Origin of the sequence: Streptomyces sp. XD-27 (assembly GCF_030553055.1) — a bacterium.
Classification (GTDB): Bacteria; Actinomycetota; Actinomycetes; order Streptomycetales; family Streptomycetaceae; genus Streptomyces.
On record NZ_CP130713.1, the window covers coordinates 2897042 to 2921561 of the forward strand.

The 24520-nt window shown below is 71.2% G+C and carries 26 protein-coding genes, 1 tRNA gene and 1 riboswitch; of the genes, 8 read left to right on the top strand and 19 right to left on the bottom strand.

What is annotated here, in order from left to right:
- Positions 1-8: 8 nt before the first annotated feature.
- The 3 genes from Q3Y56_RS12190 to Q3Y56_RS12200 all read right to left on the bottom strand — a co-directional run bounded on the left by Q3Y56_RS12190 (position 9) and on the right by Q3Y56_RS12200 (position 1232).
- Positions 9-329 (bottom strand): multidrug efflux SMR transporter, encoded by a 321-nt coding sequence (locus Q3Y56_RS12190; protein ID WP_304461965.1) that lies wholly within the window; start codon positions 327-329, stop codon positions 9-11.
- 31 nt (positions 330-360) lie between these two features.
- Positions 361-432, bottom strand: a riboswitch (guanidine-III (ykkC-III) riboswitch).
- Positions 433-499: 67 nt separating this feature from the next.
- The gene (locus Q3Y56_RS12195) at positions 500-802 is read right to left on the bottom strand and encodes a co-chaperone GroES (RefSeq protein WP_304465571.1); all 303 of its coding nucleotides are present in this window, start codon (positions 800-802) and stop codon (positions 500-502) included.
- A 100-nt stretch (positions 803-902) separates the two neighbouring features.
- Positions 903-1232, bottom strand: coding sequence for a DUF3618 domain-containing protein (locus tag Q3Y56_RS12200; RefSeq protein ID WP_304461966.1), 330 nt, complete (start codon positions 1230-1232; stop codon positions 903-905).
- Between the two features lie 223 nt (positions 1233-1455).
- Here Q3Y56_RS12200 and bcp point away from each other — a divergent pair, with 223 nt between their 5' ends.
- From bcp to Q3Y56_RS12220, 4 genes are all read left to right on the top strand, one after another.
- The gene (bcp, locus tag Q3Y56_RS12205) at positions 1456-1923 is read left to right on the top strand and encodes a thioredoxin-dependent thiol peroxidase (RefSeq protein WP_304461967.1); all 468 of its coding nucleotides are present in this window, start codon (positions 1456-1458) and stop codon (positions 1921-1923) included.
- 140 nt (positions 1924-2063) lie between these two features.
- Positions 2064-3065, top strand: a complete 1002-nt coding sequence (locus Q3Y56_RS12210; RefSeq protein ID WP_304461968.1) for an HNH endonuclease signature motif containing protein — start codon at positions 2064-2066, stop codon at positions 3063-3065.
- Between the two features lie 57 nt (positions 3066-3122).
- A tRNA-Leu gene (locus Q3Y56_RS12215) sits at positions 3123-3206 on the top strand.
- A 189-nt stretch (positions 3207-3395) separates the two neighbouring features.
- The gene (locus tag Q3Y56_RS12220) at positions 3396-5390 is read left to right on the top strand and encodes a serine/threonine-protein kinase (protein ID WP_304461969.1); all 1995 of its coding nucleotides are present in this window, start codon (positions 3396-3398) and stop codon (positions 5388-5390) included.
- Between the two features lie 55 nt (positions 5391-5445).
- On the opposite strand, the gene rdgB is transcribed toward Q3Y56_RS12220, so the two are convergent.
- The 4 genes from rdgB to Q3Y56_RS12240 all read right to left on the bottom strand — a co-directional run bounded on the left by rdgB (position 5446) and on the right by Q3Y56_RS12240 (position 7814).
- Positions 5446-6051: an RdgB/HAM1 family non-canonical purine NTP pyrophosphatase gene (gene rdgB, locus Q3Y56_RS12225; protein WP_304461970.1), complete on the bottom strand. Its 606-nt coding sequence runs from the start codon at positions 6049-6051 to the stop codon at positions 5446-5448.
- A gap of 147 nt (positions 6052-6198) precedes the next feature.
- Positions 6199-6603 carry a hypothetical protein gene (locus tag Q3Y56_RS12230; RefSeq protein ID WP_304461971.1) on the bottom strand — a complete coding sequence of 135 codons (405 nt, stop codon included), beginning with the start codon at positions 6601-6603 and terminating at the stop codon, positions 6199-6201.
- Between the two features lie 133 nt (positions 6604-6736).
- Positions 6737-7468 carry a ribonuclease PH gene (gene rph / locus Q3Y56_RS12235; protein WP_304461972.1) on the bottom strand — a complete coding sequence of 244 codons (732 nt, stop codon included), beginning with the start codon at positions 7466-7468 and terminating at the stop codon, positions 6737-6739.
- A 112-nt stretch (positions 7469-7580) separates the two neighbouring features.
- Positions 7581-7814 (bottom strand): PTS glucose/sucrose transporter subunit IIB, encoded by a 234-nt coding sequence (locus Q3Y56_RS12240; RefSeq protein WP_304461973.1) that lies wholly within the window; start codon positions 7812-7814, stop codon positions 7581-7583.
- Positions 7815-8070: 256 nt separating this feature from the next.
- Between Q3Y56_RS12240 and Q3Y56_RS12245 the strand changes: the two genes are divergently transcribed.
- The gene (locus Q3Y56_RS12245; protein ID WP_304461974.1) at positions 8071-9342 is read left to right on the top strand and encodes a PTS transporter subunit EIIC; all 1272 of its coding nucleotides are present in this window, start codon (positions 8071-8073) and stop codon (positions 9340-9342) included.
- A gap of 96 nt (positions 9343-9438) precedes the next feature.
- Here Q3Y56_RS12245 and Q3Y56_RS12250 read toward each other — a convergent pair whose 3' ends face one another.
- From Q3Y56_RS12250 to clpS, 7 genes are all read right to left on the bottom strand, one after another.
- The gene (locus Q3Y56_RS12250) at positions 9439-10191 is read right to left on the bottom strand and encodes an MBL fold metallo-hydrolase (RefSeq protein ID WP_304461975.1); all 753 of its coding nucleotides are present in this window, start codon (positions 10189-10191) and stop codon (positions 9439-9441) included.
- Between the two features lie 186 nt (positions 10192-10377).
- Positions 10378-11328 carry a PLP-dependent cysteine synthase family protein gene (locus tag Q3Y56_RS12255; protein WP_304461976.1) on the bottom strand — a complete coding sequence of 317 codons (951 nt, stop codon included), beginning with the start codon at positions 11326-11328 and terminating at the stop codon, positions 10378-10380.
- Between the two features lies 1 nt (position 11329).
- Positions 11330-11608 carry a MoaD/ThiS family protein gene (locus Q3Y56_RS12260; protein WP_304465572.1) on the bottom strand — a complete coding sequence of 93 codons (279 nt, stop codon included), beginning with the start codon at positions 11606-11608 and terminating at the stop codon, positions 11330-11332.
- A 166-nt stretch (positions 11609-11774) separates the two neighbouring features.
- On the bottom strand, positions 11775-12221 hold the full coding sequence (locus tag Q3Y56_RS12265; protein ID WP_304461977.1) for a M67 family metallopeptidase: 447 nt from the start codon (positions 12219-12221) through the stop codon (positions 11775-11777).
- A gap of 111 nt (positions 12222-12332) precedes the next feature.
- Positions 12333-13790, bottom strand: coding sequence for an amino acid permease (locus Q3Y56_RS12270; RefSeq protein WP_304461978.1), 1458 nt, complete (start codon positions 13788-13790; stop codon positions 12333-12335).
- A 336-nt stretch (positions 13791-14126) separates the two neighbouring features.
- Entirely contained in the window at positions 14127-14747 is a 621-nt protein-coding gene (locus Q3Y56_RS12275; protein WP_304461979.1) for a DUF2017 domain-containing protein, read from the bottom strand.
- A complete protein-coding gene (gene clpS / locus Q3Y56_RS12280) occupies positions 14747-15058 on the bottom strand; it encodes an ATP-dependent Clp protease adapter ClpS (protein ID WP_304461980.1) in 312 nt (103 codons plus the stop codon). Before clpS ends, Q3Y56_RS12275 begins: the two co-directional genes overlap by 1 nt.
- 135 nt (positions 15059-15193) lie before the next feature.
- On the opposite strand from clpS, the gene Q3Y56_RS12285 reads away from it, so the two are divergent.
- Positions 15194-16522 (top strand): nicotinate phosphoribosyltransferase, encoded by a 1329-nt coding sequence (locus Q3Y56_RS12285; RefSeq protein WP_304461981.1) that lies wholly within the window; start codon positions 15194-15196, stop codon positions 16520-16522.
- Positions 16523-16804: 282 nt separating this feature from the next.
- Positions 16805-17389 (top strand): nicotinamidase, encoded by a 585-nt coding sequence (locus Q3Y56_RS12290; RefSeq protein ID WP_304461982.1) that lies wholly within the window; start codon positions 16805-16807, stop codon positions 17387-17389.
- A gap of 126 nt (positions 17390-17515) precedes the next feature.
- Here the strand turns inward: Q3Y56_RS12290 and Q3Y56_RS12295 are convergent, their stop codons facing one another.
- Together Q3Y56_RS12295 and Q3Y56_RS12300 are read right to left on the bottom strand one after the other, a co-directional pair.
- Complete coding sequence (locus Q3Y56_RS12295) at positions 17516-17866, bottom strand: hypothetical protein (protein WP_304461983.1); 351 nt, start codon at positions 17864-17866, stop codon at positions 17516-17518.
- A 121-nt stretch (positions 17867-17987) separates the two neighbouring features.
- Entirely contained in the window at positions 17988-20384 is a 2397-nt protein-coding gene (locus Q3Y56_RS12300) for an immune inhibitor A domain-containing protein (protein ID WP_304461984.1), read from the bottom strand.
- Positions 20385-20724: 340 nt separating this feature from the next.
- Between Q3Y56_RS12300 and Q3Y56_RS12305 the strand changes: the two genes are divergently transcribed.
- Entirely contained in the window at positions 20725-21036 is a 312-nt protein-coding gene (locus tag Q3Y56_RS12305; RefSeq protein WP_304461985.1) for a hypothetical protein, read from the top strand.
- A 3-nt stretch (positions 21037-21039) separates the two neighbouring features.
- Here the strand turns inward: Q3Y56_RS12305 and Q3Y56_RS12310 are convergent, their stop codons facing one another.
- The 3 genes from Q3Y56_RS12310 to Q3Y56_RS12320 form a co-directional block, all read right to left on the bottom strand.
- Positions 21040-21591 (bottom strand): RDD family protein, encoded by a 552-nt coding sequence (locus Q3Y56_RS12310; RefSeq protein ID WP_304461986.1) that lies wholly within the window; start codon positions 21589-21591, stop codon positions 21040-21042.
- A 38-nt stretch (positions 21592-21629) separates the two neighbouring features.
- Positions 21630-22067: an RDD family protein gene (locus Q3Y56_RS33485; protein WP_369696738.1), complete on the bottom strand. Its 438-nt coding sequence runs from the start codon at positions 22065-22067 to the stop codon at positions 21630-21632.
- Positions 22068-22447: 380 nt separating this feature from the next.
- Positions 22448-24340, bottom strand: coding sequence for an RDD family protein (locus Q3Y56_RS12320; RefSeq protein WP_304461987.1), 1893 nt, complete (start codon positions 24338-24340; stop codon positions 22448-22450).
- Between the last annotated feature and the right edge of the window lie 180 nt (positions 24341-24520).

Genomic DNA, 24520 nt, shown 5'->3' on the forward strand with positions numbered 1-24520 from the left:
GACGTCACTCAATGGCCCGACGTCGTCTTCAGCCCCACGACGGCCACCAGCAGCAGCACCACGAAGAACACGCGCGCGGCGGTGGCCGGCTCCCCGAGCACCAGCATGCCGAGCACCGCCGCGCCGGCCGCGCCGATGCCGACCCACACTCCGTAGGCGGTGCCGATCGGCAGGGTCCTGGCGGCGTACGACAGCAGCAGCATGCTCGCGGCGATGCCCGCGCCGGTGAAGACGCTGGGCCACAGCCGGGTGAACCCGTCGGTGAACTTCATCCCGATCGACCAGCCGACCTCCAGCAGACCGGCGACGATGAGCAGGACCCAGGCCATGGCGGCACCTCCGTGTACAGGGATCTACAGGGGTGCGTCGTCTTGGCATGACCCGGTACGGCGCGTCTCGTCGGGATGTCCTCGACCGTAGCAAGGACACGCAAAGAGGGTGGTGACCGGGGTCACCACCCTCTTTGCGCGCTTCGCTGAAGCCGGTGCGCCGCAGACCGCTACAGATACAGCCCGGTGGAGTCCTCCGACCCCTCCAGCCGCTCGGCCGCGACCGCGTGCAGGTCCCGCTCGCGCATCAGCACGTACGCCACTCCGCGGACCTCGACCTCGGCCCGGTCCTCGGGGTCGTACAGCACCCGGTCGCCCACCTCCACGGTCCGGACGTTCTGCCCCACCGCCACCACCTCGGCCCAGGCCAGCCGCCTGCCGACCGCCGCGGTGGCCGGGATCACGATGCCGCCGGTCGAGCGGCGCTCGCCCTCGGGGATGTCGGTACGGACCAGCACCCGGTCGTGCAGCATCCGGATGGGCAGCTTGTCATGGGAGGTTTTCGCACTCACGCGAAGACCGTACCTGTCCGGGCGGCGCGCCCGCGCCACAGGGCCCGTGCTGCGGCGGCGGTCACCCCCTGCGGCGGCGCGCGGATTTGCCCATCAGACCGACGACCCCGACCACCACGAGCGCGACCGGGACGATGCGCTCCAGGCGCGGCGAGCCGTCCTCCGCGATCACGTGGCCACGCACGGTGGTCGCCACGCGGCGGCAGGCTTCGCAGGCCCGCCCGGCGGTCCGATCCACGGCCGACGCCGCCTTCGCCTTGGCGTCGCCGATGATCGTCTTCGGGTGGATCCGGTGGAGCTTCACCCCGATCTCGTCGAGCGTCACGGCGAGCTCCTGCCGCCTGCTGGCGATGTCCGCCTCGATCTGCGCAGGGGTCCTCGCATCCGACACCGCGCTGCCTCCGTCACAAGTCTGTCGATCCCGATCGGTCCGTGGTGGACAGTCTGTCAGTTCCGTCCTCACCGTGCCCCACAGCACCCCCGTTTGCCCCTCCTGGTTAATGTCGGTAGGTAGCCACCGCGACGGCGCACGACCGCGATCCGACGACGCGCCGTCGCAATCCTCCGAGCACCATCGCCATCCTCCGCACCACGCACCTTCGGAAAGAGAGCCCATGAGCGAGCGACTCCAGCCCGGCGACACCGCCCCGGCCTTCACCCTCCCCGACGCGGACGGCAAGCAGATCTCGCTGGCCGACCACGCCGGCCGCAAGGTGATCATCTACTTCTACCCCGCCGCCCTCACCCCGGGCTGCACCAAGCAGGCCTGCGACTTCACCGACAACCTCGACTTCCTCGCCGGACACGGCTACGACGTCATCGGCATCTCCCCGGACAAGCCGGAGAAGCTGGCGAAGTTCCGCGAGCAGGAGGACCTGAAGGTGACGCTGCTCGGCGACCCCGACAAGGCGGTGCTGGAGGCGTACGGCGCGTTCGGGGAGAAGAAGCTGTACGGCAAGACCGTGACGGGCGTGATCCGCTCGACGGTCATCGTGGACGAGAAGGGCACGGTCGAGCGGGCGCTGTACAACGTCAAGGCGACCGGCCACGTAGCCAAGATCATCAAGGACCTGGGCCTCTGATCCGGCCTTCTCTCTCCATCCCCTTCCCGAGGTCCCGCGCCCGCCGGCGCGGGACCTCGCGCCGTTCGGCGCGTGACCGTCCGGCTGTCGGTTCGTTACTCAGTGCGAGGCTGCGACAGGCGGCCGACAGGGGAGGGACCATGTCTGACCCGTACGAGCGGGGCAAGCTGGCTGCCGCCGTCGCCGAGTCGAAAGGGTGGGCGGATCTGATGCGGCGCCTCGGTGTCAAGGAAAGCGGCGGCCGACGGCGCGTCCTCCAGCGCATGGTGGCCGAGTACGGCCTGGACACCGGACACTTCACGCGGCGAAGCCCATGGCGCGCGTACCCGGACGAGAAGATCGCCGCGGCCGCCGCCTCCTCGACGAGCCTCCGCGAGGTCGCGGCCAAGCTCGGCGCCCGACCTGCCACGGGCACGCTCTCGCACCTCCGGCGCCGGATAGCCGCGGCGGGAATCGACATCAGCCACTTCCCCGGTATGCATCGCTCGCGCCCCGACCTGCCGTTCACCACAGAGGAGCTGGCGACCGCCGCGGCCAAGGCGAGCAGCATGCGCGGGGTGGCGCGCGAACTCGGCGTTCCCGACGACGGCAGGTCCCGCGCAGCGCTCGGGCGCATGCTCCGTGAGCAGCACATCGACACGCGCCACTTCACCTCGTCACGCCTCGCCCTCCCGGACGGCGAGCTACGAGAGGCGATCAGCAAGGCCACCAGCTACGCCGACGTCATGCGCAGGCTGGGGCTCGCCGTGAATGACGCCAATCATCGCCGCGTCCAGCGATGCGCGAGCCAACTCCGCCTCGATACGTCGCACTTCACACGAAAGAGCAGGCGGGCGGCCATGTGCACCCCGCCCAAACGCCCCGCCAACGAGGTCCTCCGGATGCACTCCGACGGATCGCCTCGCGTCAACCGCGAACGGCTCCACCGGGCCCTCCGCGGCATCGGGGTCCCCTATCGGTGCGACTTCTGCGGAAACGGCGGCGAGTGGCGCGGCAAGTCGATCACTCTGCAGATTGATCACGTCAATGGCGACTGGCTCGACAATCGCCCGGAGAACCTGCGCTATCTCTGCCCGAACTGCCACGCGACGACGGATACGTGGTGCCGAAACCGCGGACGACGACGCCAAGCCGGGGCGTAGCGCCCGACTGCGTACCGACGTGGTAGCCAACCGATACGATGTGCGTGCTGACGGCTCGCGGCCGTGGTGGAACTGGCAGTCACGCTGGGTTTAGGTCCCAGTGGGGTAACACCCGTGAGGGTTCGAGTCCCTCCGGCCGCACCGCGCAGAGGCGCGACACCCTGCCGGTGTCGCGCCTCCGGTGTTTCCCGCGCCCCCTGCCCACCCCGGCCCGGCCACCTCCCCAGTACGCCGGAATCGCTGTGGACCCACCCCTCCGCCCAGTAAGTTCGACGCGCGCCAGTCAGCAGCGCGATCCCAGTCCCGTCTGATCCGAGGGGAGAGTCACTGGTGCGCCGGGGTGAGAAGGTCGGCAGGTACCGGCTCACAGAGGGGCCCGTCAACGGAGGCAGAGGCGAGGTCTGGTTCGCCGTCGACGAGGAGTTGGGCCGGCCCGTCGTCCTCAAGCGGGCCTTATATGGGGGAGGCGGGGACGACGGGCAGGCGGCGGCCTTCGACGAGTTGATGGCCGAGGCCCGCGCGCTGGCGAGGTTCAGCCATCCGAACGTCGTCACCCTGTACGGCGCCGAGCGCCAGGTCGAGGGCGGCGACGTCACGCTCTGGCTGGTGATGGAGCACGTGTCCGGCGGGAGCCTGGACGCGCAGGCGCAGCTGCCGCCGAAGCTCGCGGCCCACATAGGGGCGCAGATCGCGCACGCGCTGGCCGCCCTGCACGCCGAAGGCATCGTGCACTGCGACGTCAAGCCGAGCAACATCGTGATCACCGACGACCGGGTGCCCAAGCTGGCCGACTTCGGCGCCGCGTACCGGGTCGACGGCGTCGAGACGATCACGCCCAACGGCCCCGTCAGCCTCACCCCGGCCTACGCATCCCCCGAGGCGTTCCGGGGGCAACCCGAGCGGGCGTCCGACGTGTTCTCCCTCGGGGCCACGGTGTACGCGCTGGTCGCGGGGGAACCGCCGCCGCGCGGCTCCGGGCGCGCGGTCCGGACGGATGCCATGGACCCCGCCGTCGAGCCGCTGCGCGAGGTGCTCACGGCGATGCTCCGGTACGACGCGCGGGCCCGGCCCACCGCCGCCGAGGTCCGCGGATCGCTCACGGCGCTCGCGGGGGCTGCGGACCGGCTGCCGACCGTCCCCCTGGACCAGGCGACCGTGCCGCTCCCGCCACCCCGCCGGGACGCCTCTCAGCACGACCTCCCCCGGACTCCCCCGGCGGGCGAGCTCCCCCGGACTCCCTCGGCGGGCGGGCTCCCCCAGCCGCCATCCGGAGGTGCCCCCAGCGGTGGCCCCAAAGGGTGGCGGCGGATCCCCACCGCCGTCCGGCGGCGCTCTTGGCGCGCGGCCGGGATCGCCGTCGCCGGTACGGCGCTGGTGATCACCAGCGTGCTCATCGCGCCGGGGCTGCTCGGCGCGGGCGGGGGCGGTGGGGCCGAGGACGGGCACGGGGGCTCCGCTTCCCGCCCGGGCGCCCCGGCGCCGGGCGCGGCAGGGGTCTTCGGTGACGATCCCCGTACGGCCGACCCCTGCGCTCTGCTGAAGCCCGCCGCGTTCGAGCGGTTCGGCGAGACGGACCTGGACGAGGACTACGGGAACTTCGACCGGTGTGACGTCGTCCTGCTCAGGGACGGCACCGAGGCCGTGGACGTCCAGGTGGACTTCGACAGCTCGTCTCCGCCGGAGCCGGCCGGTCCGGCGCGGACGGAGGGGAGGGTCAGCGTCGTGGCGGACGAGCCCGAGAGCGACGGCTGCACCCGGCTGCTGTCGGTGGACGGCGTCAGGGACACCGTCGTCAGAATCAGTGCGAACCTGACCGCCGACAGGCGGATGCCCCTGTGCCGGATCGCCGACGCCGCCACCGACGTCGCGGTCGACAGGCTCAACAAGGGCGAACTGGCCAGGCGTTCCCTGCCTTCCGGCTCTCTGGCGAACGAGGACGCCTGCGCGATGCTCGACACCGGCGCCCTCGCCGTCGTGCCCGGCGTCGACGCCCGCGATCCGGACCCGGGATTCGGAGGGTGGAGCTGCGACTGGTTCAGCACCACCAGTGACATCGAGGTGGAGCTGCGGTTCAACCGGCCCGGGTTCTCGGACGCGGACAACAGCCGCGGCACCCGGCTCCACGGGCGCCGGGCCGTCGTCCTGCCGGGCTACGACGGCGAAGGGTCGTGCACCGTGCAGGTGGCCGGCCCCTCCTACACCGGCGGGGGCGGAGCGAGGTCGTTCGAGGCGGTGCAGCTCAGCGTTCGCGGGGCGCGCTCGAAGGACCGGCCGTGCGCCATGGCCACCGACCTCATCCGCTCGGCCGCCGAGGCACTCCCGTGAGCCTGGGACGCGGGATCGGGCCCGCCCGGCCCGGAGCTCGGCCGCCGACCGGAGCTCAGCCGCCGAGCAGTTCGCGGATCACCGGGACCAGCGCCCGGAACGCCTTGCCCCGGTGGCTGATCGCGTTCTTCTCCTCCGGCGTCAGTTCGGCGCAGGTCCGCGACTCGCCGTGCGGCTGGAGGATCGGGTCGTAGCCGAACCCGCCGGAGCCCGCGGGCGTGCGCCGCAGCGTGCCCTCCAGTCGGCCTTCGACGACGCGCTCCCGGCCGTCCGGCAGGGCGAGCGCCGCGGCGCAGGCGAAGTGCGCGGCGCGGTGTTCGTCGTCGATGTCCTGGAGTTGGGCCAGCAGCAGGTCCAGGTTGGCCTTGTCGTCGCCGTGCCGGCCGGCCCAGCGGGCGGAGAAGATCCCGGGTGCGCCGCCCAGTACGGCGACGCACAGTCCGGAGTCGTCGGCGATCGCCGGGAGTCCGGTGGCGCGGGCGAGGGTCCGGGCCTTCAGCGCCGCGTTCTCGGCGAAGGTGACGCCGGTCTCCTTCACGTCGGGGATCTCGGGGTAGGCGTCGGCGCCGACGAGTTCGAGGTCGAGTCCGGCGGCGGCGAGGATCGCGCGCAGCTCGGCGACCTTGTTGGCGTTGCGGGTGGCGAGGATGAGACGGGTCATGGGGCCCGATTATCCGGGACCCCGATCATCCGGGACGCGCGGGCGGCGTCCCGGATCCGGAGGGCGGGGACCTCCCGTGCCGAAGTCCGCCGCCCGCCTTTCTCGAACGTGCCCCCAGAGGTGTGCCCCTCCGAGGGAGCATCAGTCCTAGGTGCAGACGTTGGTCAGCTCGCCTGCCGCGTCCTTGACCGGCGTGAGGTCGGGCTTTTCGCCCTTGTCGATCGACTTCTGCGCGTTGTCCACGGCCTCCTGCAGATCGTCGAGGGCCTTGCTGACATCGGCGTTGTCGGTCTTGTCCTTGAGCTTGTCGATGTCCTTGTCGAGGGTGTCGAGGATCTTGTCGGCCTCGTCGGGGTCGAGAGCGGCCTCGAGTACCACCTTCTGGAGGTCGTCGATGTCGTTGGATATCTCGAGGGCGAGCCGACCGCAGTCGACGGCCTTGCGTACGGAGTCGCCGTCGCAGCCGGTGGTCAGCGTCGCCCCTAAGGCGAGCGTCGCGGCGGCGAGTACGGTGGCGGTGGTGCGGCGATGCGGGCGATGGCGCGCGGTCATCAACGGGTTCCTCCCCATCGGTCTCGGAGGCAGGCGTGCGGTCCGGACCGCACGCCTGCCTCCCTGCCTGCCTATAGGAACGCAAGGAACCCGTTCCTGGTTGATCGGCGTTGATCGGCTCCGCCTGCTGCGGCTACTGCACCGTGGCGAGCGCCTCACGCTGGAGTTCGGCGAGCCGGCCGCAGCCCGCCACGGCCAGGTCCAGCAGTCCGTCGAGCTCCTCGCGGGCGAACGGCTCGCCCTCGGCGGTGCCCTGGACCTCGACGAAGCGGCCGTCGCCGGTGCAGACGACGTTCATGTCGGTCTCGGCGCGCACGTCCTCCTCGTAGCACAGGTCCAGCAGCGGTACGCCGTCGACGATGCCCACGCTGACCGCGGCGACGGTGCCGGTGAGGGGCTGCCGGCCGGCCTTGATGAGCTTCTTGCCCTGGGCCCAGCCGATGGCGTCGGCGAGGGCGACGTAGGCGCCGGTGATGGCCGCGGTGCGGGTGCCGCCGTCGGCCTGGAGGACGTCGCAGTCGAGGACGACGGTGTTCTCGCCGAGGGACTTGAAGTCGATCACGGCGCGCAGCGAGCGGCCGATGAGCCGGGAGATCTCGTGGGTGCGACCGCCGATCTTGCCGCGGACGGACTCGCGGTCGCCGCGGGTGTTGGTGGCGCGCGGCAGCATGGCGTACTCGGCGGTGACCCAGCCCTCGCCGCTGCCCTTGCGCCAGCGCGGCACGCCTTCGGTGACGCTGGCGGTGCACAGCACGCGGGTGCCTCCGAAGGAGATGAGGACGGAGCCCTCGGCGTGCATGCTCCAGCCGCGCTCGATGGTCACCGGGCGGAGCTGTTCGGGGGTACGGCCGTCGATACGAGACATGGGATGAGCCTATCGGCTGCGCGAGGGGCCCCGGGGCGACTGCAGGAGAAGGGCCCCGCTCCGTGCGAGAGCGGGGCCCTTCGGGTGCGTCAGCGCCGCGGGGGCGTGTCGCTCACATCATGTCTTCGATATCGGCGGCGATCGGGTCGGCGTCGGTGCCGATGACGACCTGGACCGCGGTGCCCATCTTCACGACGCCGTGTGCTCCGGCGGCCTTGAGCGCGCCCTCGTCGACCAGATCGGCGTCGTGGACCTCGGTGCGGAGGCGGGTGATGCAGCCCTCGATCTCGACGATGTTGTCGAGACCGCCGAGCCCCGCGACGATCTTCTCAGCCTTGCTGGCCATGGCCCACTCCTGTTGTCTCGACCCTGCGGAGATACCGACGAACGGTTTTCATACGTTAACCACGATCATCGGGTGTCGCTCTCCGAGCAGGGCGTCTCCCGAACCGACGGCCATGTGGTCCAGGCCACATGAAACCATGGAACCGCGGATTCCTTCGACGGATGCCTCCGTGCTACAACAGGTCTACACCACTAGGTGGTGTAGACCAAAAGCGGGCTGTCCCCCTTCGAGTGCCCGCCTCACCAGGAGGAACCCGATGAGTACGGACACCGCGACGGCGGCCCCGGAGAAGAAGAGCCGCGGCTCCAGCGTGATGGCCGTGGCCCAGCGCATCGGCCGCAGCCTGATGCTGCCCATCGCCACCCTGCCCGCCGCGGCGCTCATGGTCCGCCTCGGCCAGGATGACATGCTCGGCAAGGAGAAGCTCCCGGCTTTCCTGAACAAGATCGCCGAGTTCATGGCGGCCGGCGGTGGCGCGCTGCTGGACAACATGCCGTTGCTGTTCGCGGTCGGCATCGCCATCGGGTTCGCCAAGAAGGCGGACGGCTCGACCGCGCTGGCCGCCGTCGTCGGCTACCTCGTCTTCAGCAAGGTACTGGGCACCTTCACCGACGACAATCTGCCGAAGGTCCAGCAGGTCGCGGACGGCAAGATCGTCGAGGTCTCCGCGCCGGTCAACGCCGGTGTCCTCGGCGGCGTCGTGATCGGCATCGTCGTCGCCCTGCTCTACCAGCGCTACCACCGCAAGAAGCTCCCGGACTGGCTGGGCTTCTTCGGCGGCCGCCGCCTGGTCCCGATCCTGGCGGCCTTCGCCGGGCTGTTCATCGGCGTCGTCTTCGGCTACATCTGGCCGGTCCTGGGCTCGGGCCTGCACAACTTCGGTGAGTGGCTGGTCGACTCGGGCGCCGCGGGCGCCGGCATCTTCGGTGTCGCCAACCGCGCGCTGATCCCCGTCGGCATGCATCACCTGCTCAACTCCTTCCCGTGGCTCCAGGCCGGTGACTTCCACGGCAAGCACGGCGACATCGCCCGCTTCCTGGAGGGCGACCCGAACGCCGGCCAGTTCATGACCGGCTTCTTCCCGATCATGATGTTCGCGCTGCCGGCCGCCTGCCTGGCCATCGTGCACTGCGCCCGCCCCGAGCGCCGCAAGGTCGTCGGCGGCATGATGTTCTCCATCGCGCTCACCGCCTTCGTCACCGGCGTGACCGAGCCGATCGAGTTCACCTTCATGTTCATCGCCCCGGTGCTCTACGCGATCCACGCCGTCCTGACCGGTGTCTCGCTGGCGCTGACCTGGGCCCTGGGCATGAAGGACGGCTTCGGCTTCTCGGCCGGCGCCATCGACTTCGTGCTCAACCTCGGCATCGCGACCAAGCCGTGGCTGCTGGTGGTCGTCGGCCTGTGCTTCGCGGTGCTGTACTACGCGATCTTCCGGTTCGCGATCATCAAGTTCAACCTTCCGACGCCGGGCCGCGAGTCCGACGAGGAGATCGCCGAGCAGGAGAAGGCCCAGTACAAGGCCTGATTCCTGCTCCTCGGCAAAGACCGGACGGGCTGGCGATTGCCAGCCCGTCCGGCTTTTGAGGCCCGGGGTCCGGGGCGGAGCCCCGGGAAGGAACAACTACACCTCGTAGACCGCGCCGGCCTTCGCCAGCTCCACCGGGCCGTCGAAGACCTCCTGCGCGTCCCGCTGGTTGAGCTGCGGATCGGTCCACGGCGGGATGTGGGTCAGCAGCAGGGTGCGCACCCCGGCGGCCCGCGCGGCCTCGCCCGCCTGGCGGCCGTTGAGGTGCAGGTCCGGGATGTCCTCCTTGCCGTGCGTGAACGCCGCCTCGCACAGGAACAGATCGGCGCCCGCGGCCAGCTCGTTCAGGGCCTGGCAGGGGCCGGTGTCCCCGGAGTAGACCAGGGTGCGGCCGCCGTGCTCGATCCGGAAGCCGAACGCCTCCACCGGGTGGCGGACCCGGGCGGTGCGCACCGTGAACGGCCCCACGGTGAACGTGCCGGGCGTCAGGGTCCGGAAGTCGAAGACCTCCCCCATGGAGCGCTCGTCCGGCACGTCGTCGTACGCCCGCACCAGCCGGCGCTCGGTACCCTCGGGACCGTAGACCGGGATGGCGTCCGCACGGCCCCCGTCGAACCGGTAGTAGCGGGCCACGAAATAGGCGCACATGTCGATGCAGTGGTCGGGGTGCAGATGCGACAGCACGACGGCGTCGAGGTCGTACAGACCGCAGTGGCGCTGGAGCTCGCCCAGGGCGCCGTTGCCCATGTCGAGCAGCAGCCGGAAACCGTCGGCCTCGACGAGGTAGCTCGAACAGGCCGACTCCGCGGACGGGAACGACCCCGAGCATCCGACGACGGTGAGCTTCATGGAGCAGGAACCTCCTTGGGGGTCCCTGTGCCGAGGGCCAGGGGCGGGATCCGGGGGGTCATGCGGTGCCCACGAGCGTAAGGCGCGAAAGCCCAGGTCGCTCCTCCACGAGCCTGCGTTGTGGCTGGAATCACCAGGACGGCCGGACCCCTGCCCCCAGCCCGCCGAAGCGTCACGAGTGGGCGGCTACGCCCAGAGCTGGCCGTGCAGCGTCTCGATGGCCTCTTCCGTGGTGGCCGCCGTGTAGACACCGGTGGAGAGGTACTTCCAGCCGCCGTCGGCGACGACGAAGACCACGTCGGCCCGCTGCCCCGCCTTGACCGCCTTGCGCGCCACCCCGAGCGCGGCGTGCAGCGCGGCCCCCGTGGAGACGCCCGCGAAGATGCCTTCCTGGGCGAGCAGTTCGCGGGTGCGGGCCACGGCGTCCTCGGAGCCCACCGAGAACCGGGTGGTGAGCACCGACTCGTCGTACAGCTCGGGAACGAAGCCCTCGTCCAGATTGCGCAGGCCGTAGACGACGTCGTCGTAGCGCGGCTCGGCGGCGACGATCTGGATGCCGGGAACATGCTCGCGCAGATAGCGGCCGACGCCCATCAGGGTGCCGGTGGTGCCCAGGCCCGCCACGAAGTGCGTGATGGAGGGGAGGTCGGCGAGGATCTCCGGGCCGGTGGTGGCGTAGTGCGCGCCCGCGTTGTCCGGGTTGCCGTACTGGTAGAGCATCACCCAGTCCGGGTGCTCGGCGGCCAGCTCCTTGGCCACCCGGACCGCCGTGTTGGAGCCGCCCGCCGCGGGCGAGGAGATGATCTCCGCGCCCCACATGGCGAGCAGCTGGCGGCGCTCCTCGCTGGTGTTCTCCGGCATGACGCACACGATGCGGTAGCCCTTGAGCTTGGCCGCCATGGCGAGCGAGATGCCGGTGTTCCCGCTGGTCGGCTCCAGGATGGTGCTGCCGGGAGCCAACCGGCCGTCCTTCTCGGCCTGTTCGATCATGTGGAGCGCGGGGCGGTCCTTGACCGAGCCGGTGGGGTTGCGGTCCTCCAGCTTCGCCCAGACCGACACCTCGGAGGAGGGGGAGAGCCGGGGCAGCCGGACGAGCGGCGTGTTGCCGACCGCGGCCAGCGGGCTGTCGTAGCGCATGTCAGCGCGCTCCTCCGGCCACGGCCGGGAGGATCGTGACGCTGTCGCCGTCGGTGAGCTTGGTGGTCAGCCCGTCGAGGAAGCGCACGTCCTCGTCGTTGAGGTAGACGTTCACGAAACGGCGCAGCTTGCCGGCGTCGATCAGCCGCTCCTGGATGCCCTGGTGTCGCGTCTCGAGGTCGGCGAAGAGCTCGCCGAGCGTGCCGCCGCTGCCCTCGACGGCCTTCTTGCCGTCGGTGTAGGTGCGGAGGATGGTCGGGATGCGGACCTCGATGGCCATGGAGAGGCTCCTGTCGATACTGAAGGCGGGGGCTGCTGTCGGCGGGCCCGACCGGCGGCGGACGGTGCGGCGGGGCCGCTCGTCCTGGACAACCATGCGGGCATCGTATCGATTCCCGGACCGGGCCCCGGAACTCTGTCCCAGGACCCGGACAGAAAGCGACCACCTAGCGAGACGCGGCCCCGTCCTCGTACGCCGCGACGACCTGGACCTCTTCCTCGGTGACCTCGCCGTCCACGATGCGGAACGAACGGAACTGCACCGGGCCCTCGTCGTTCCCGCACTCGGCCGTGGAGACCAGGACGTAGTGCGCGCCGGGCTCGTTGGCGTAGGAGATGTCGGTGCGGGAGGGGTACGCCTCGGTGGCGGTGTGGGAGTGGTAGATGACGACGGGCTCCTCGTCCCGGTCGTCCATCTCCCGGTAGAGCTTGAGCAGGTCGGTCGAGTCGAACTCGTAGAACGTGGGCGAACGGGCCGCGTTGAGCATGGGGATGAAGCGCTCGGGGCGCCCGCTGCCCGCCGGTCCCGCGACCACGCCGCACGCCTCGTCGGGGTGGTCGGCGCGGGCGTGCTTGACGATCTCGTCGTGCAGGGCCTCGGTGATGGTCAGCATGGCCACAGAATAGGCAGGCGGGCCCCGGATACGAGATCCGGAGCCCGCCTGTTGAGACGCTGCGGTGAGACGCGGGGCCTGGTCGGCCGCGGGCCCACCTGGCCGCGGGGCCTACTTGGCCGCGGGTGCCTTCTCCGCCTCGGCCTGCGCCGCCGCCGCGATCTGCGGGTTGCGGCTCTTGAGGACGAACCAGCCGACGGCCAGGGCCACGGCCCAGCCCGCGCCGACGTACAGGGACACCCGGGCGTCCTTGTCGTAGGCGATCATGCCGGTGACGAAGATCAGGAAGAGCAGCGCGACCCAGCTGAAGGCGGCGCCGCCCGGGGCCGGGAACGAGGAGCCCGGCAGCCGGCCCGCGACCACCGCGCGGCGGTAGCGGATGTGGCTGACCAGGATCATCATCCAGGTCCAGATGCCAGCGGCCGTGGCGACCGAGACGACGTACTCGAACGCCTTGTCCGGGACGACGTAGTTCAGGACCACGCCGATGCCCATCAGGATGACGGAGAGCGTGATGCCGATGGCCGGGGTCTTGCGGGCGTTGAGCTTGCCGAAGACACCGGGCGCCTCGTTGTTGGCGGCCAGGTCGCGCAGCATGCGGCCGGTGGAGTACATGCCGGAGTTGCAGGACGACAGGGCCGCGGTGAGGACCACGAAGTTCACGATGCCGGCCGCGAACGGGATGCCGATCTTGTCGAAGGCATGCACGAAGGGGCTCTCGCCGTCGGTGAACTCGGTCCACTTGACCACGGCCAGCAGCACGGCGAGCGCGCCGACGTAGAAGATGATGATGCGCCACGGCAGGGTGTTGATCGCCTTGGGGAGCGTCTTCTCCGGGTTCTCGGACTCGCCGGCGGTGACGCCGACCAGCTCGACGGCCAGGTAGGCGAACATCACGCCCTGCAGGGTCATCAGGCTGTCGCCGATGCCGTTGGGGAAGATGCCGCCGTGCGACCAGAGGTTGGACGGCGTGGCGGTGTCACCGGCGTCGGAGAAGCCGAGGGTGAGCACGCCCAGACCGATGACGATCATGCCGATGATCGCGGTGACCTTGACCATCGAGAACCAGAACTCGACCTCGCCGAAGATCTTCACCGAGATCAGGTTGACGCCGAACAGCACCACCAGGAAGACCAGGGCGCTGACCCATTGCGGGATCTCGGGGAACCAGAAGTGGACGTAGATGGCCGCCGCGGTGAGCTCCGCCATGCCGGTGACGACCCACATGAGCCAGTAGGTCCAGCCGGTGACGTACCCGAAGAACGGGCCGAGGAACTCGCGGGCGTACTCCGCGAAGGAGCCCGAACACGGGCGGTAGAGGAGCAGCTCGCCGAGCGCTCGCATGATGAAGAAGATGATGACGCCCGCGAGGGCGTACATCAGGATGATGCTCGGGCCCGCCTTGGCGATGTTCGCCCCGGCTCCCATGAAGAGGCCGACGCCGATGGCGCCGCCGATGGCGATCATCTGGACCTGGCGGCTGCCCAGTCCCCGCTCGTAACCCTCTTCGGGTGTGGTACCCGCGGCCTCATTGCCGTCGTGATGTTCTGCGACCCGCACTGAGGTCATGGATTGGACGCCTTTCTCCATACCGACCCGGCCTCTGCGGCTCGGATCGGGTCCCGATCCCCCCGGATGTTCGATGGAGTGCTACCGGCGGTCTGCCGGTTGGAGCGTCCCGCGGACAGGGGTGGCGTCCACGGGTTGGTCGTGAAGATTTATCACGGCCGCAACAGTGATCCGTCGAGGCGATTGTGGGCGGCACCACAGAAAGAACCGGACAAACTGCGCTCAGGGTGCGAAATAAGGCGTACGCGGTAATCCGATCGTTATTCGGAATTGAGCACCCTCTGAGCGAACAGGCTCGAGAGATGTCCGAAAAGGACGGCTATCGACGTATCTGCGTCACGTCATGAGCGTCTCTACGAGTGACTCCTGGAGTCCCCCCAGCCAGAAGTACGCCAGCACCATCGGCTTGCGCGGATCGGAGTCCGGCAGCCGCAGCAGCTCGCCGCCGTCCTCGTCGTCCGTCACCTCCAGCCGGGTGCCGATCGTCAGCCGCAGGTCGTTGAGCGCGCCCAGCCAGCGCGTGCACTCGCCCGGGTCCAGCTCCAGCACCGCGGAGTCCGCGGCCGGACCGGAGGCGGCGGCGTCGGAGCCGAGCGCGTCCAGCGCGCGCACCACGGCCAGGGCGTCCTCGCGCTTGCGGGTCCGCAGGTCGGTCTCGGTATAGCGGCGGAACTCGGACGAGGCGGCCCGCGCCTCGACCTCCTCCTCCGCGCTCAGCTCGCGGTCCGGCCCCCCGTAGGCGTCCGGGAACAGCCGGGCGAGCGCCGGATCGGCGGGCGGTTCGCTGGGGCCCTCGGCGAAGAGCGCGGCGAGCGGGTCGCCGCCGGCCGCCGGCTCGTCGCCCGGCCCGATCAGCTCCAGCATCTGCACGGCGAGGCTGCGCAGGATGGAGATCTCGACCTGGTCGAGGGCGACGGCCGCCCCGCCGCCGGGCCGCGGTTCAAAGGTCCCCGACATCAGCGCTCCTGCTGGAGGGTGGCCCACAGGCCGTACCCGTGCATGGCCTGCACGTCGCGTTCCATCTCCTCGCGGCTGCCGCTGGAGACGATCGCGCGGCCCTTGTGGTGGACGTCCAGCATCAGTCGGTGCGCCTTGTCCTTCGGGTAGCCGAAGTAGCTCTGGAAGACATAGGTGACGTAGCTCATGAGGTTCACCGGATCGTTGTGGACCACCGTGACCCAGGGGACGTCGGGCTCCGGCACCGCCGAAGGCGCCTCGCTCGTCTCGGTACGTTCGATCTCCGCCGGTGCGACACTCACGGGTTCCATGCTGCCACCCGGAGTGGACCGGCGCACAAAGGCCCCCGCTACGGCGAGGCCCGTCGTGGCGCGGCGCCGGACGGCACCCCGGGCTCGCCACCTTAGAAATCGTCACTCTGACGAAATTGGGTTAGCATCATGCCCATGAACACTGCGGACTTGGGGCTGCCGGTGGCCGTGCCGTCGACAGCGCTGTTCACCGACCGGTACGAGCTGACGATGCTGCAGGCCGCGCTGCGGGCGGGCACCGCCGACCGGGCCTGCGTCTTCGAGGTCTTCACCCGCCGACTGCCCGACGGCCGCCGCTACGGCGTCGTCGCGGGCACCGGGCGGGTCCTGGACGCCGTCGAGAACTTCCGCTTCGACAGCGGCGTCCTGGACTTCCTCGCCGAGCAGCGGATCGTCGACGAGCCGACGCTGGCCTGGCTCGCCGACTACCGCTTCCGCGGCGACATCTGGGGCTACCCGGAGGGCGAGGTCTACTTCCCCGGCTCCCCCGTCATGCGCGTCGAGGGCACGTTCGCCGAGGCCGTGCTGCTGGAGACGGTGCTCCTGTCGATCCTCAACCACGACTCGGCCGTGGCCGCCGCCGCGTCCCGGATGTCCGTGGCCGCCGGCGACCGGCCGCTGATCGAGATGGGCGCCCGCCGCACCCACGAGCTGTCCGCCGTGGCCGCCGCCCGCGCCGCGTACGTCGGCGGCTTCACCACCACCACCGCCCTGGCCGCCGGGTTCCGCTACAGCATCCCGACCATGGGCACCAGCGCGCACTCCTTCACCCTGCTGCACGACAACGAGCGGGACGCCTTCACCGCCCAGGTCGACTCGCTCGGCAGCGGCACCACCCTGCTGCTGGACACCTACGACGTCGCCGAGGCGGTCCGTACCGCCGTCGAGGTGGCCGGGCCCGGCCTGGGCGCGGTCCGCATCGACTCCGGCGACCTGCTGCTGCTCGCCCACCGGGTGCGGCAGCAGCTGGACGATCTGGGCGCCAAGGAGACCAAGATCGTCGTGACCAGCGACCTCGACGAGTACGCGATCGCCTCGCTGGCCGCCGCGCCGGTGGACGCGTACGGGGTCGGCACCCAGCTCGTCACCGGCAGCGGCCACCCGACCTGCTCCATGGTCTACAAACTGGTCGCCCGGGCCGACAGCGACGACCCGGCCGCCCCGCTGCGGCCGGTCGCGAAGAAGTCGATGGGCGGCAAGAGCTCCGTCGGCGGCCGCAAGTGGGCGGCGCGGCGGCTGGACGCGGACGGGGTGGCCGACGCGGAGGTGGTCGGCTCCGGCGCGATCCCGGCGGAGCTGGCGGACCGGCAGCTCCAGGTGCCGCTGATACGGGGCGGCGAGACCGTTGCCCGCGAGCCCCTGGACGCGGCGCGCGCCCGGCACGCGGCGGCCCGGGCGGGACTGCCACTGTCGGCCACGCAGCTGTCGCGCGGCGAGCCGGTGCTGCCGACGGAGTTCGTCTGAGACGTCGCGGCGCCCGGCGACCGGGGAAAGGGAGGTCCCCGGTCGCTTCGCCGGGCTCGATCGTGGGGGGGCGCCCCGGAGGGGGCTGCGCGCCCCGGGCCGCCCCCGCGCGACTCCCCTGCGACTCCAATGCGACTCCAGTGCGACTCCCGTACGGCTCCCCTACCACTCCCGTAATCACCGCCAAGTGGATACCCTCGGTTACATCCGCCGCAGATCACCGTCCGCCAAGGGCCGGGCCGCGCCCCGGCACCTCCCGTCTCCAGCCGGAAGGCACGCGCCATGCACCGCGCACTGATCGTCGTCGACGTACAGAACGACTTCTGTGAGGGCGGCAGCCTCGCGGTCGCGGGCGGCTCGGACGTCGCCGCCGCCATCACCGACCTGATCGGGGAGTCCACCGCCGGCTACCGGCATGTCGTCGCGACCCGCGACCACCACATCGACCCCGGCGACCACTTCTCCGACCACCCGGACTACGTCACCAGCTGGCCCGTGCACTGTGTGGCCGGCACCGAGGGCAGCGGCTTCCACCCGAACCTCGCCCCGGTGATCGCGTCCGGCGCGATCGAGGCGGTCTTCGACAAGGGCGCGCACGCGGCGGCGTACAGCGGCTTCGAGGGCACCGACGAGAACGGCACCCCGCTGGCGGAGTGGCTGCGCGAGCGGGACGTGACCGAGGTGGACGTGGTCGGCATCGCCACCGACCACTGCGTACGGGCGACGGCCCTGGACGCGCGCAGCGAGGGCTTCCGGACGCAGGTGCTGCTGGACCTGACGGCGGGGGTGGCGCCGGAGACGACGCAGCGGGCGCTGGAGGAGCTGCGGGCGGCGGGCGTGGAGCTGACCGGCAAACCGGTCGTCTGAGCCACCCGCACCCGGCCCTGCCGGTTCGCCTCCGGGTCGCCCCCGCCCCGCCGGTACGCCGCCGAGCCACCCCTCACCCGGCCCTGCCGGTACGCCTTCGCGTCCTGGCAGGGGTGAAGGCGCAGGTCAGGCCGTGAGCGGGCGGACAGGGGCGCGGAGCAGGGCGGCGATGGGGTGCCACAGCTCGCCGCCGCACTCCGGTGCCGTACGCCACACCAGCCCGTCCGGATGGTGCAGCACCGCCGTCACCTCGTCCGGCGTCGGCGGCTTCATGTTGCCGCGCAGGTAGACCGCGCCCAGCCCCAGGTTGCGCAGCCTGGTCAGGGCGCGCTGCCGGTTGACCGCGTGCACCAGCACCCGGACCTGCGGGACCGCCGCACCCCGGCCGCCGCCCGCGCCGCCCAGCGGCGGGCGCGGGAGCGAGAGTGCGACGACCACGCTCCCGCCTGGAAGCTTGGTGAATCCGCCGTCGGCCATGCGTTCATCTCCCCCGTGAGATGTCGTGTCAATAAGAAGGTCGTAGCTGCATCTAAACGCGAACGGCCGCCGCCCGCTAGAGGGCGACGGCCGGTAACGCTGTGACCTGCGACGACGAGGTCTACTTCACAGAGGGGGCCACCTGGACGGTCATCGAGGAGCCGTCGAGGGCCTCCTTGAGGATCGCGATCTTGGTGTTGGTGTCAGTGATCTTGACACCACCGGTCGGGTTCGTGTCGTACCAGTAGACGCCCTTGCGGTCGTCGAAGACCGACGTACCCTTCTTCGACTTGATCTTCGTGGGGACGCCCTTGTTGTGCACGGTGTAGCCGTCCGTGCGGAAGCGGCTGAACGGGGAGTCGTACGCCTGGAAGCGGTTGCGCATCAGCGTGCCGTCCGCCCACTTCTCCGGCTTGGCGTGCGCGTCGACCGGCAGGATCAGGCCGCTGCCCGGGTGCACGCCGACGTTGTTGTCCGGCTGCGAGGTGTCCCACTTCCAGATCAGCAGGCCGTTCTGGTACGGGAAGTGCTCGACCCAGTTCGGCTTGGTGTCGGACCAACCGAAGTTGTACGGGCCGACCTTGAGGGTCTTGTCGTACGACACGTACTGCCGGTTCTCGGCGATGTAGTACTGCGCGTACTCCTTGGTGAAGGAGGCGCCGATGCGCGTGTAGCCCTTCACCGCCCAGCCGTTGTCGTCGCCCTCGGCGCCGTCGGTGAACAGCGCCTTGCCGTCAGCCGTCACGCTGATCGCGTCGGCCGCGAAGCCCTTGCCGCTCGTGCCGCCGTCGGTCTGGTAGCGGAAGCGGACGTCGATCTTCTTGCCCGCGTAGGCGTCCAGCGGGTACGAGAGCTTCTTGTACGCGCCGGAGACACCGGTCAGGGCGGGCTTGTCGCCACCGTCGCGCGGAATGGCCTTGCCGTCCGCGGTGCCGTCCACCGGCGTCCAGTTGGCGCCGCCGTCGGTGGAGACCTCCGCGTAGAGGTAGTCGTAGTTCTCCTCGATGTCCCACCAGCCCTGGAGGTCCAGCGAGGCCTTGGCCTTGCCCGTCAGGTCGACGGTGCGGGCGAGGGTGTTCTTGAGGTCGTCGCCCTGGCCGCTCCACCACTGCTTGGTGCCCTCGGCCGGCTTGACGACCTCGGTGGTGACGGGCTTCGCGGGCAGCTCGACGACCAGCGCCTGCTTCCGCTTGGTGTTGTACTCGGCGACGCCCAGCTTGTGCGTGGACTTCTTCCCGGCCTTCGCCCGGTCGTAGTTGAGCCAGCCGAGCTGGAGCTTGTCCCAGGCGTTCATGTCGCCGGGCAGGTCGCCGATGGAGTCCTTGCCGCGGCCGAGCCACGAACCGGAGGACATCAGCGACCAGTAGGCGACCGACGACTCGCCCTTGCCGGTGGTGTCGTACTCGTCGGGGAGGCCCAGGTCGTGGCCGTACTCGTGGGCGAAGACGCCGAGCCCGCCGTTCTCCGGCTGCATGGTGTAGTCGCCGACCCAGATGCCGGTCTCGCCGATCTGGGTGCCGCCGGCCTTGTTCTCGCCCGGCCCGGTCTTGCCCGCGTCGCTGCCGTACGCGTACCAGCGGTGCGCCCACAGGGCGGTCTCACCCTGCGCGCCGCCGCCCGCGGACTCGTCCTCGCCCGCGTGCACGATCTGGAAGTGGTCGATGTAGCCGTCCGGCTCGTTGAAGTTGCCGTCGCCGTCGTGGTCGTAGCGGTCCCACTGGTCGTACTTCGCCAGGTCCGCCTTGATCTGGGCGTCGGTGCGGCCGGCGGCCTTCTGGTCCTTGGCCCACTGGTTGACGCCGTCGCGGATCAGGTCCCAGGCGTTGCTGCAGTTGTGGTCGCCGCAGTAGTTGGAGCCGTAACGGCCCTCGTTCGCGTCGACCTTCACCCAGTCGGAGACCTCGCCGTCGACCGAGTAGCGGCCCGAGGACTGCTTCTCGTAGTACTTCTTCAGGGACTGCTTGCCCTTCTCCTTGGAGAAGTACAGGTCCTGGAAGTGCTTGCGGTTGAAGTCCTTCTGCCAGGCGGTGCTGTTGTCGGTGGCGCGGTCGGGTTCGGCGATGGTGTTGTGCGCCGGACCCGGCGTGCCGCCGTACTTCTTCACCGGCGGCTTCGGCCCGTCCGGGCCGTCCGGGTCGTGCATCGTCGTGTCGTCGACCTTGTCGCCGAACTCCACGAGGATGGTGAAGATCTTGTCCGTCTTCTCCCGGGCGAGCTCGACGTACTTGCCCTTGCCGAGCTTGACGACCTCCGAGCCGCCGCGCCGCTCGGTGTCGGCGTCGCCGGATATGACCTGCTGGAGGGCGGCCTCGCGGCGCGCCTCCTGCTCCTTGCTGTACGGCCCCGTCAGATCGTGGTCGACGTCGCTCCGCGCGGGCGCCGGGTCATGGCGCTCCGCACGCGGCGCAGCCGGTTGATCGTCGGCCTGTGCCATGCCACTGGTCAGGGCGACCGCGCCGATAGCGGCGATCACCGTGGCGATGGCGGCCGATCTGACGGCCCTCCGTTGGCTGTTCAAAACATGCCTCCCCTGTCAAACCTGGGCCGTATTTGACAGGAGTGGCGACAGAAAAGACAGATCTTGACATGAACAGACAACGGCAGTACGTTAACCGATCCTTGGCACCCGCATAGCGATCATGCGGACGCGGGGATACCGGTCGACGAAGCCGACGGGCGGATACCGCTGAGCGGAACGAGCGCGCTTGTCTCACGGGTTGAAACCGGACGTGACTCCGTGCGCCCCCTGTGCACCGGTCGCGCGGGGCCGTGGCGAGGCGCGCGCTTACCCGCCGTCCCGGTCGGGCATGCAGGACCTTAGACGCTCGTCCGCCGATGCCTTGAGGACGGATCCCGCCATGCCGCGTCCGACTCGCGCCCAGTTCGCCTACGGTTCGGCCACCGTCATCCTGTCGACCCTCGCCATGCTGCTGCTGTCGCAGTCGCGTTCGGGCCTGGGCGTCGCCGTCGTCGCCGTGGCCGCACTGGCGCTGGGCCTGCTGGTCGCGGTCACCGCGCCACTGCCGGGCGCGCGCCGCCGTGCGGTCGGCGTGCGGTCCCGCTGTCCCGTGGCCTCCGGCGGCCCGGCGGCCCGGCAGGTCGATGAGTGCCAGGTGGATGAGCGCCGGGCGGACGAGCCCCGGGTGGACGAACACTCACTGCACGGCTGACCCTCACCGCACGGCTGACACCACCACGGTCTTGGCCGCCTTGTCGTGCAGGCTCTGCGCGAACGGCTTGTCCCACAGCTGCCACAGCGAGCTGATCAGCCAGAACACCCAGCCGATCACCACCGGCGAAAGGATCCCCGGCAGGGCGTACACCGCCGCGCGCACCCACCCCTGGCCACCCGGCACATCGCCGTCCGCGAGCATCGCGACCCGGATCCGCAGCGCCTTCTTGCCCAGCGTCTGCCCATCGCGCGCCAGCATGGCGCCCTCGTACGCGAAGTACAGCAGGAACGTGAGCACCGCGGAGAGCAGCACCTTGGGAGTGTCCTGCTTGTTCGGGTGGTCCATGGTGTATTCAAGGGCGCCGGTCCCCGCCAGCATCAGCACCCAGAGGACACCGAGGACGAGTGTGTCGATCAGCCGCGCCCAGTAGCGCTGACTCCACGTGGCCAGCGGCGGCATGCCGGGCAGCGGCACCGGCGGACCGTACGGGGGCGCCGGGTCCGGCGAGGAGGGCGGCGGCGGGAACGACGGAGGGGGCTGGTCGGCGCTCATGGCCCCGATTACACCAGCCGCCCAGCGCGCGCGGGTAGTTACTCGGCGGACACCACGACCGTCGTCGCCGCCTTGTCGTGGATGCACTGCCGGTACGGCCGGTCCCACGTGCACCACAGGACGTTGATCAGCCAGAAGACGAAGCCGCAGATGGGCACGACCTCCGGCAGCGCGTAGACGGCCGCCCGCAGCCAGCCCGGCTGGCCGGCGGGGATCGAGCCGTCGCGCAGCATCGCGACCCGGATCCTCATCAGCCGCTTGCCGACGGTCTGGCCGCTGTTGGTGAGCATCATCCCCTCGTAGAAGAAGTAGACGAGGACGGTGACCATGGAGACGGCGGTCGCCTCGCTGTTGTCGTTGACCGGGTCGAAGCCGCCCAGCAGCACGGCCATGACGAGGGAGACCGGGATGCCGATGATCAACGCGTCGATGATGCGGGCGAGCAGCCTGCGGGGCAGGGAGGCGAGCGGGGGCATGCCCGCGAGCCGCGGGTCGGGCTCGCCGTAGGGACCACCGCCGTAGGGACCGCCGCCGTAGGGGCCACCACCGTAGGGCGGGCCGCCGCCGTACGGGCCCTCGCCGTAGGGCGGACCGCCGCCGTACGGACCGCCGCCGGGGGCGGCCCCCCGGGCGGGACACCGCCGCCCGGGGGCGGACCGTCGCTCGGGGGCGGACCGCCGCCATAGGGGCCGCCGCCGCCCTCCCCCGGCGGGGGATCGGACGGCGGCCTCTTCGCGAACGGGTCGTCCTCGGGCGGCGGCTCGGTGCTCATGGCCCGAGTCGAACCCGGCGCGCGCTCCGCCGCATCCGGCACGTGCCGTTCGGGCTACCGCGGCGGCCTGTCCGGGGGTACGGGCTACGCCCGGTCGGCCGTCGTGGCGACGAAGGTGCGGGCCGCCTTGTCGTGCCAGCACTGGCGCCAGGGGCGGTCGAACAGGCACCACAGCACGTTGACGAACCCGATCACCAGGACCCCGAGCACGCCGTAGACCAGCCAGCGGCGCAGTGCGGCGCCGAACGACGGGGTGTCGTGGTCCTCGATGTCCAGCGTCCGCAGCCCGCACAGCTTCTTGCCCAGGGTGCGGCCCCATTTGGCGGTCGGCAGCGCCTCGTAGACCACACCCGCCAGCATCAGGACGCCGAGCAGGATGCCGAGGTACGCGCCGGTGGTGCCGTCCAGCAGATAGACCGTCACGGTCTCGCCGGTCCGCTTGGCTTCGTCGATCTTCCCGTCGATGTGGTCCGTCGCCTTGCCCCACAACGGGACGGCGGCCGCGCCGACCGCGGCGAGCAGGACGATGGTGTCGATCAGCCGCGCGAGGAAGCGGCGGCCGAGCGGTGCGGGCCGCCCCGGGGCCTGGGCGGCCCGCAGGAACGGGTTGTCCACCGGCGGCTTCCACGGGATGACGGCATCGGGGCCCGGCGCGGGCGCGGATGCGGATGCGGGCGCCGGTGCGTTGGGGCCGGCCCCGGGAGCGGCGGCACCTGGCGCGGCCCCGGGCCCCGGAGCACCGCCCGGGCCCGGCTGCTGCGGGAACCGCTGCGCCTGCTGCTGCGCCCAGCCCGGCGGGCCGGGCGGGCTCTGCGGGACGGCCGCGGCGGGTGCGGGTCCACCGGGTACGGGCCCGCCCTGCGCGGGGACGCCCGGGTGCTGCCCGGCGCCGGCCGGTGGCGGGGAGGCGGGCGGCGTGGCGGTGCCGCCGTCCTCGCCGCGCGCACCGGATCCGCCTGGGGGCACCTCCTGGGGGTACCGCCCGGGGGCACCGCCCAGCGGCCGCGCTGGGGGAGGAGTCTGGGGGAGGTCACGCTGGGCGCGGAACGTCAGGGTCCCCTCGTCGCGGGCCGGTGCGCCACCTTGGGCCAGTGCGGACGGCGCGGACGCGGAGTCGGGGGTGCCCGCACCGGACGCGCCACCGCTGTCGGGCCGGGTGGCGCGCATCGTCAGGGTGCCGTCGGATCCGGGCGCTGCCGGGCCCTGCCCCGCGGCCGGGCCGCCGGGGCCGGTGCCGGACGCGGCGGCCGGGCGGCCGTCGGACGGTCCTCCCTCAGCGCCGCCTCCCCCGGCGTCTGTCCGAGAGGTACCGCCGGGAGCCGCCCCCGCCTGCGCGGGGATCGGGCCGGTGGGCGGCAGTGCGGGGGCGTTGCCGGAGCCGTCCGCGCGCCCCGGCTCGCCGCCCGTACGCGCGCCCGGTACGGGGGCGCCGGAGACGCCCAGCCGGGGGTCGCGTGCCGCCGGCGCTCCGCCGCCCGGAGCCGCGGCGCCGCCGGGCCCGCCCGCGCCCCAGGAGACGCGGCGGCCCGGTTCGGCACCGAACCCGGACTGGCGGGACGCGTCCGCCTGCCAGGCGGAGGCGGGTTCGGGCCGCGAGCCGGACGACCACTGGGGGTCGTGCTCGTCGGCGGGCCGCGGTGTCACGGCATCGGCGTCCCGCTCCGCCCGGGCCTCGGATACGGCGCCGCCACCGCTCCCGCTCGCCGGAGGCGTGTCGAGGAACACCGGCCCGGTCTCGTCCGGCAGGGCGCCCGTGATCTGGGTCTGCGCGGAGGCGTGCTCGGCGTCCGGCCGGTCCGCCGTGGTGATGCCCGGCGGCGGCGTGGGCATGGCTTCGCCCTCGGCCGGCGCGGGCCGACTGGTACCGGGGACCCATGCGGCGCCGTTCCAGTAGCGGATATAGCCGGGGATCGACGGATCTGGATAGAACCCTGGAATCGAGCTGCCGTCCGCGGATCCTGAGGTAGGGGCGCTCATGATCTCCGATGTCCCGTGTCTGCTGTGCTGTCGGTGGGGCGTATGCAGTCTGCCGCACAAGCGCGAGGCGGTGTATATCGCTCCACCGCCTCTCTCTACCAGACGGGCCCGCGGCAGGGGCCCCGACCGCGTCCGGCACCACTCTCACGTGCGAGCCGAAAAAACTTCGGACGGATCGCG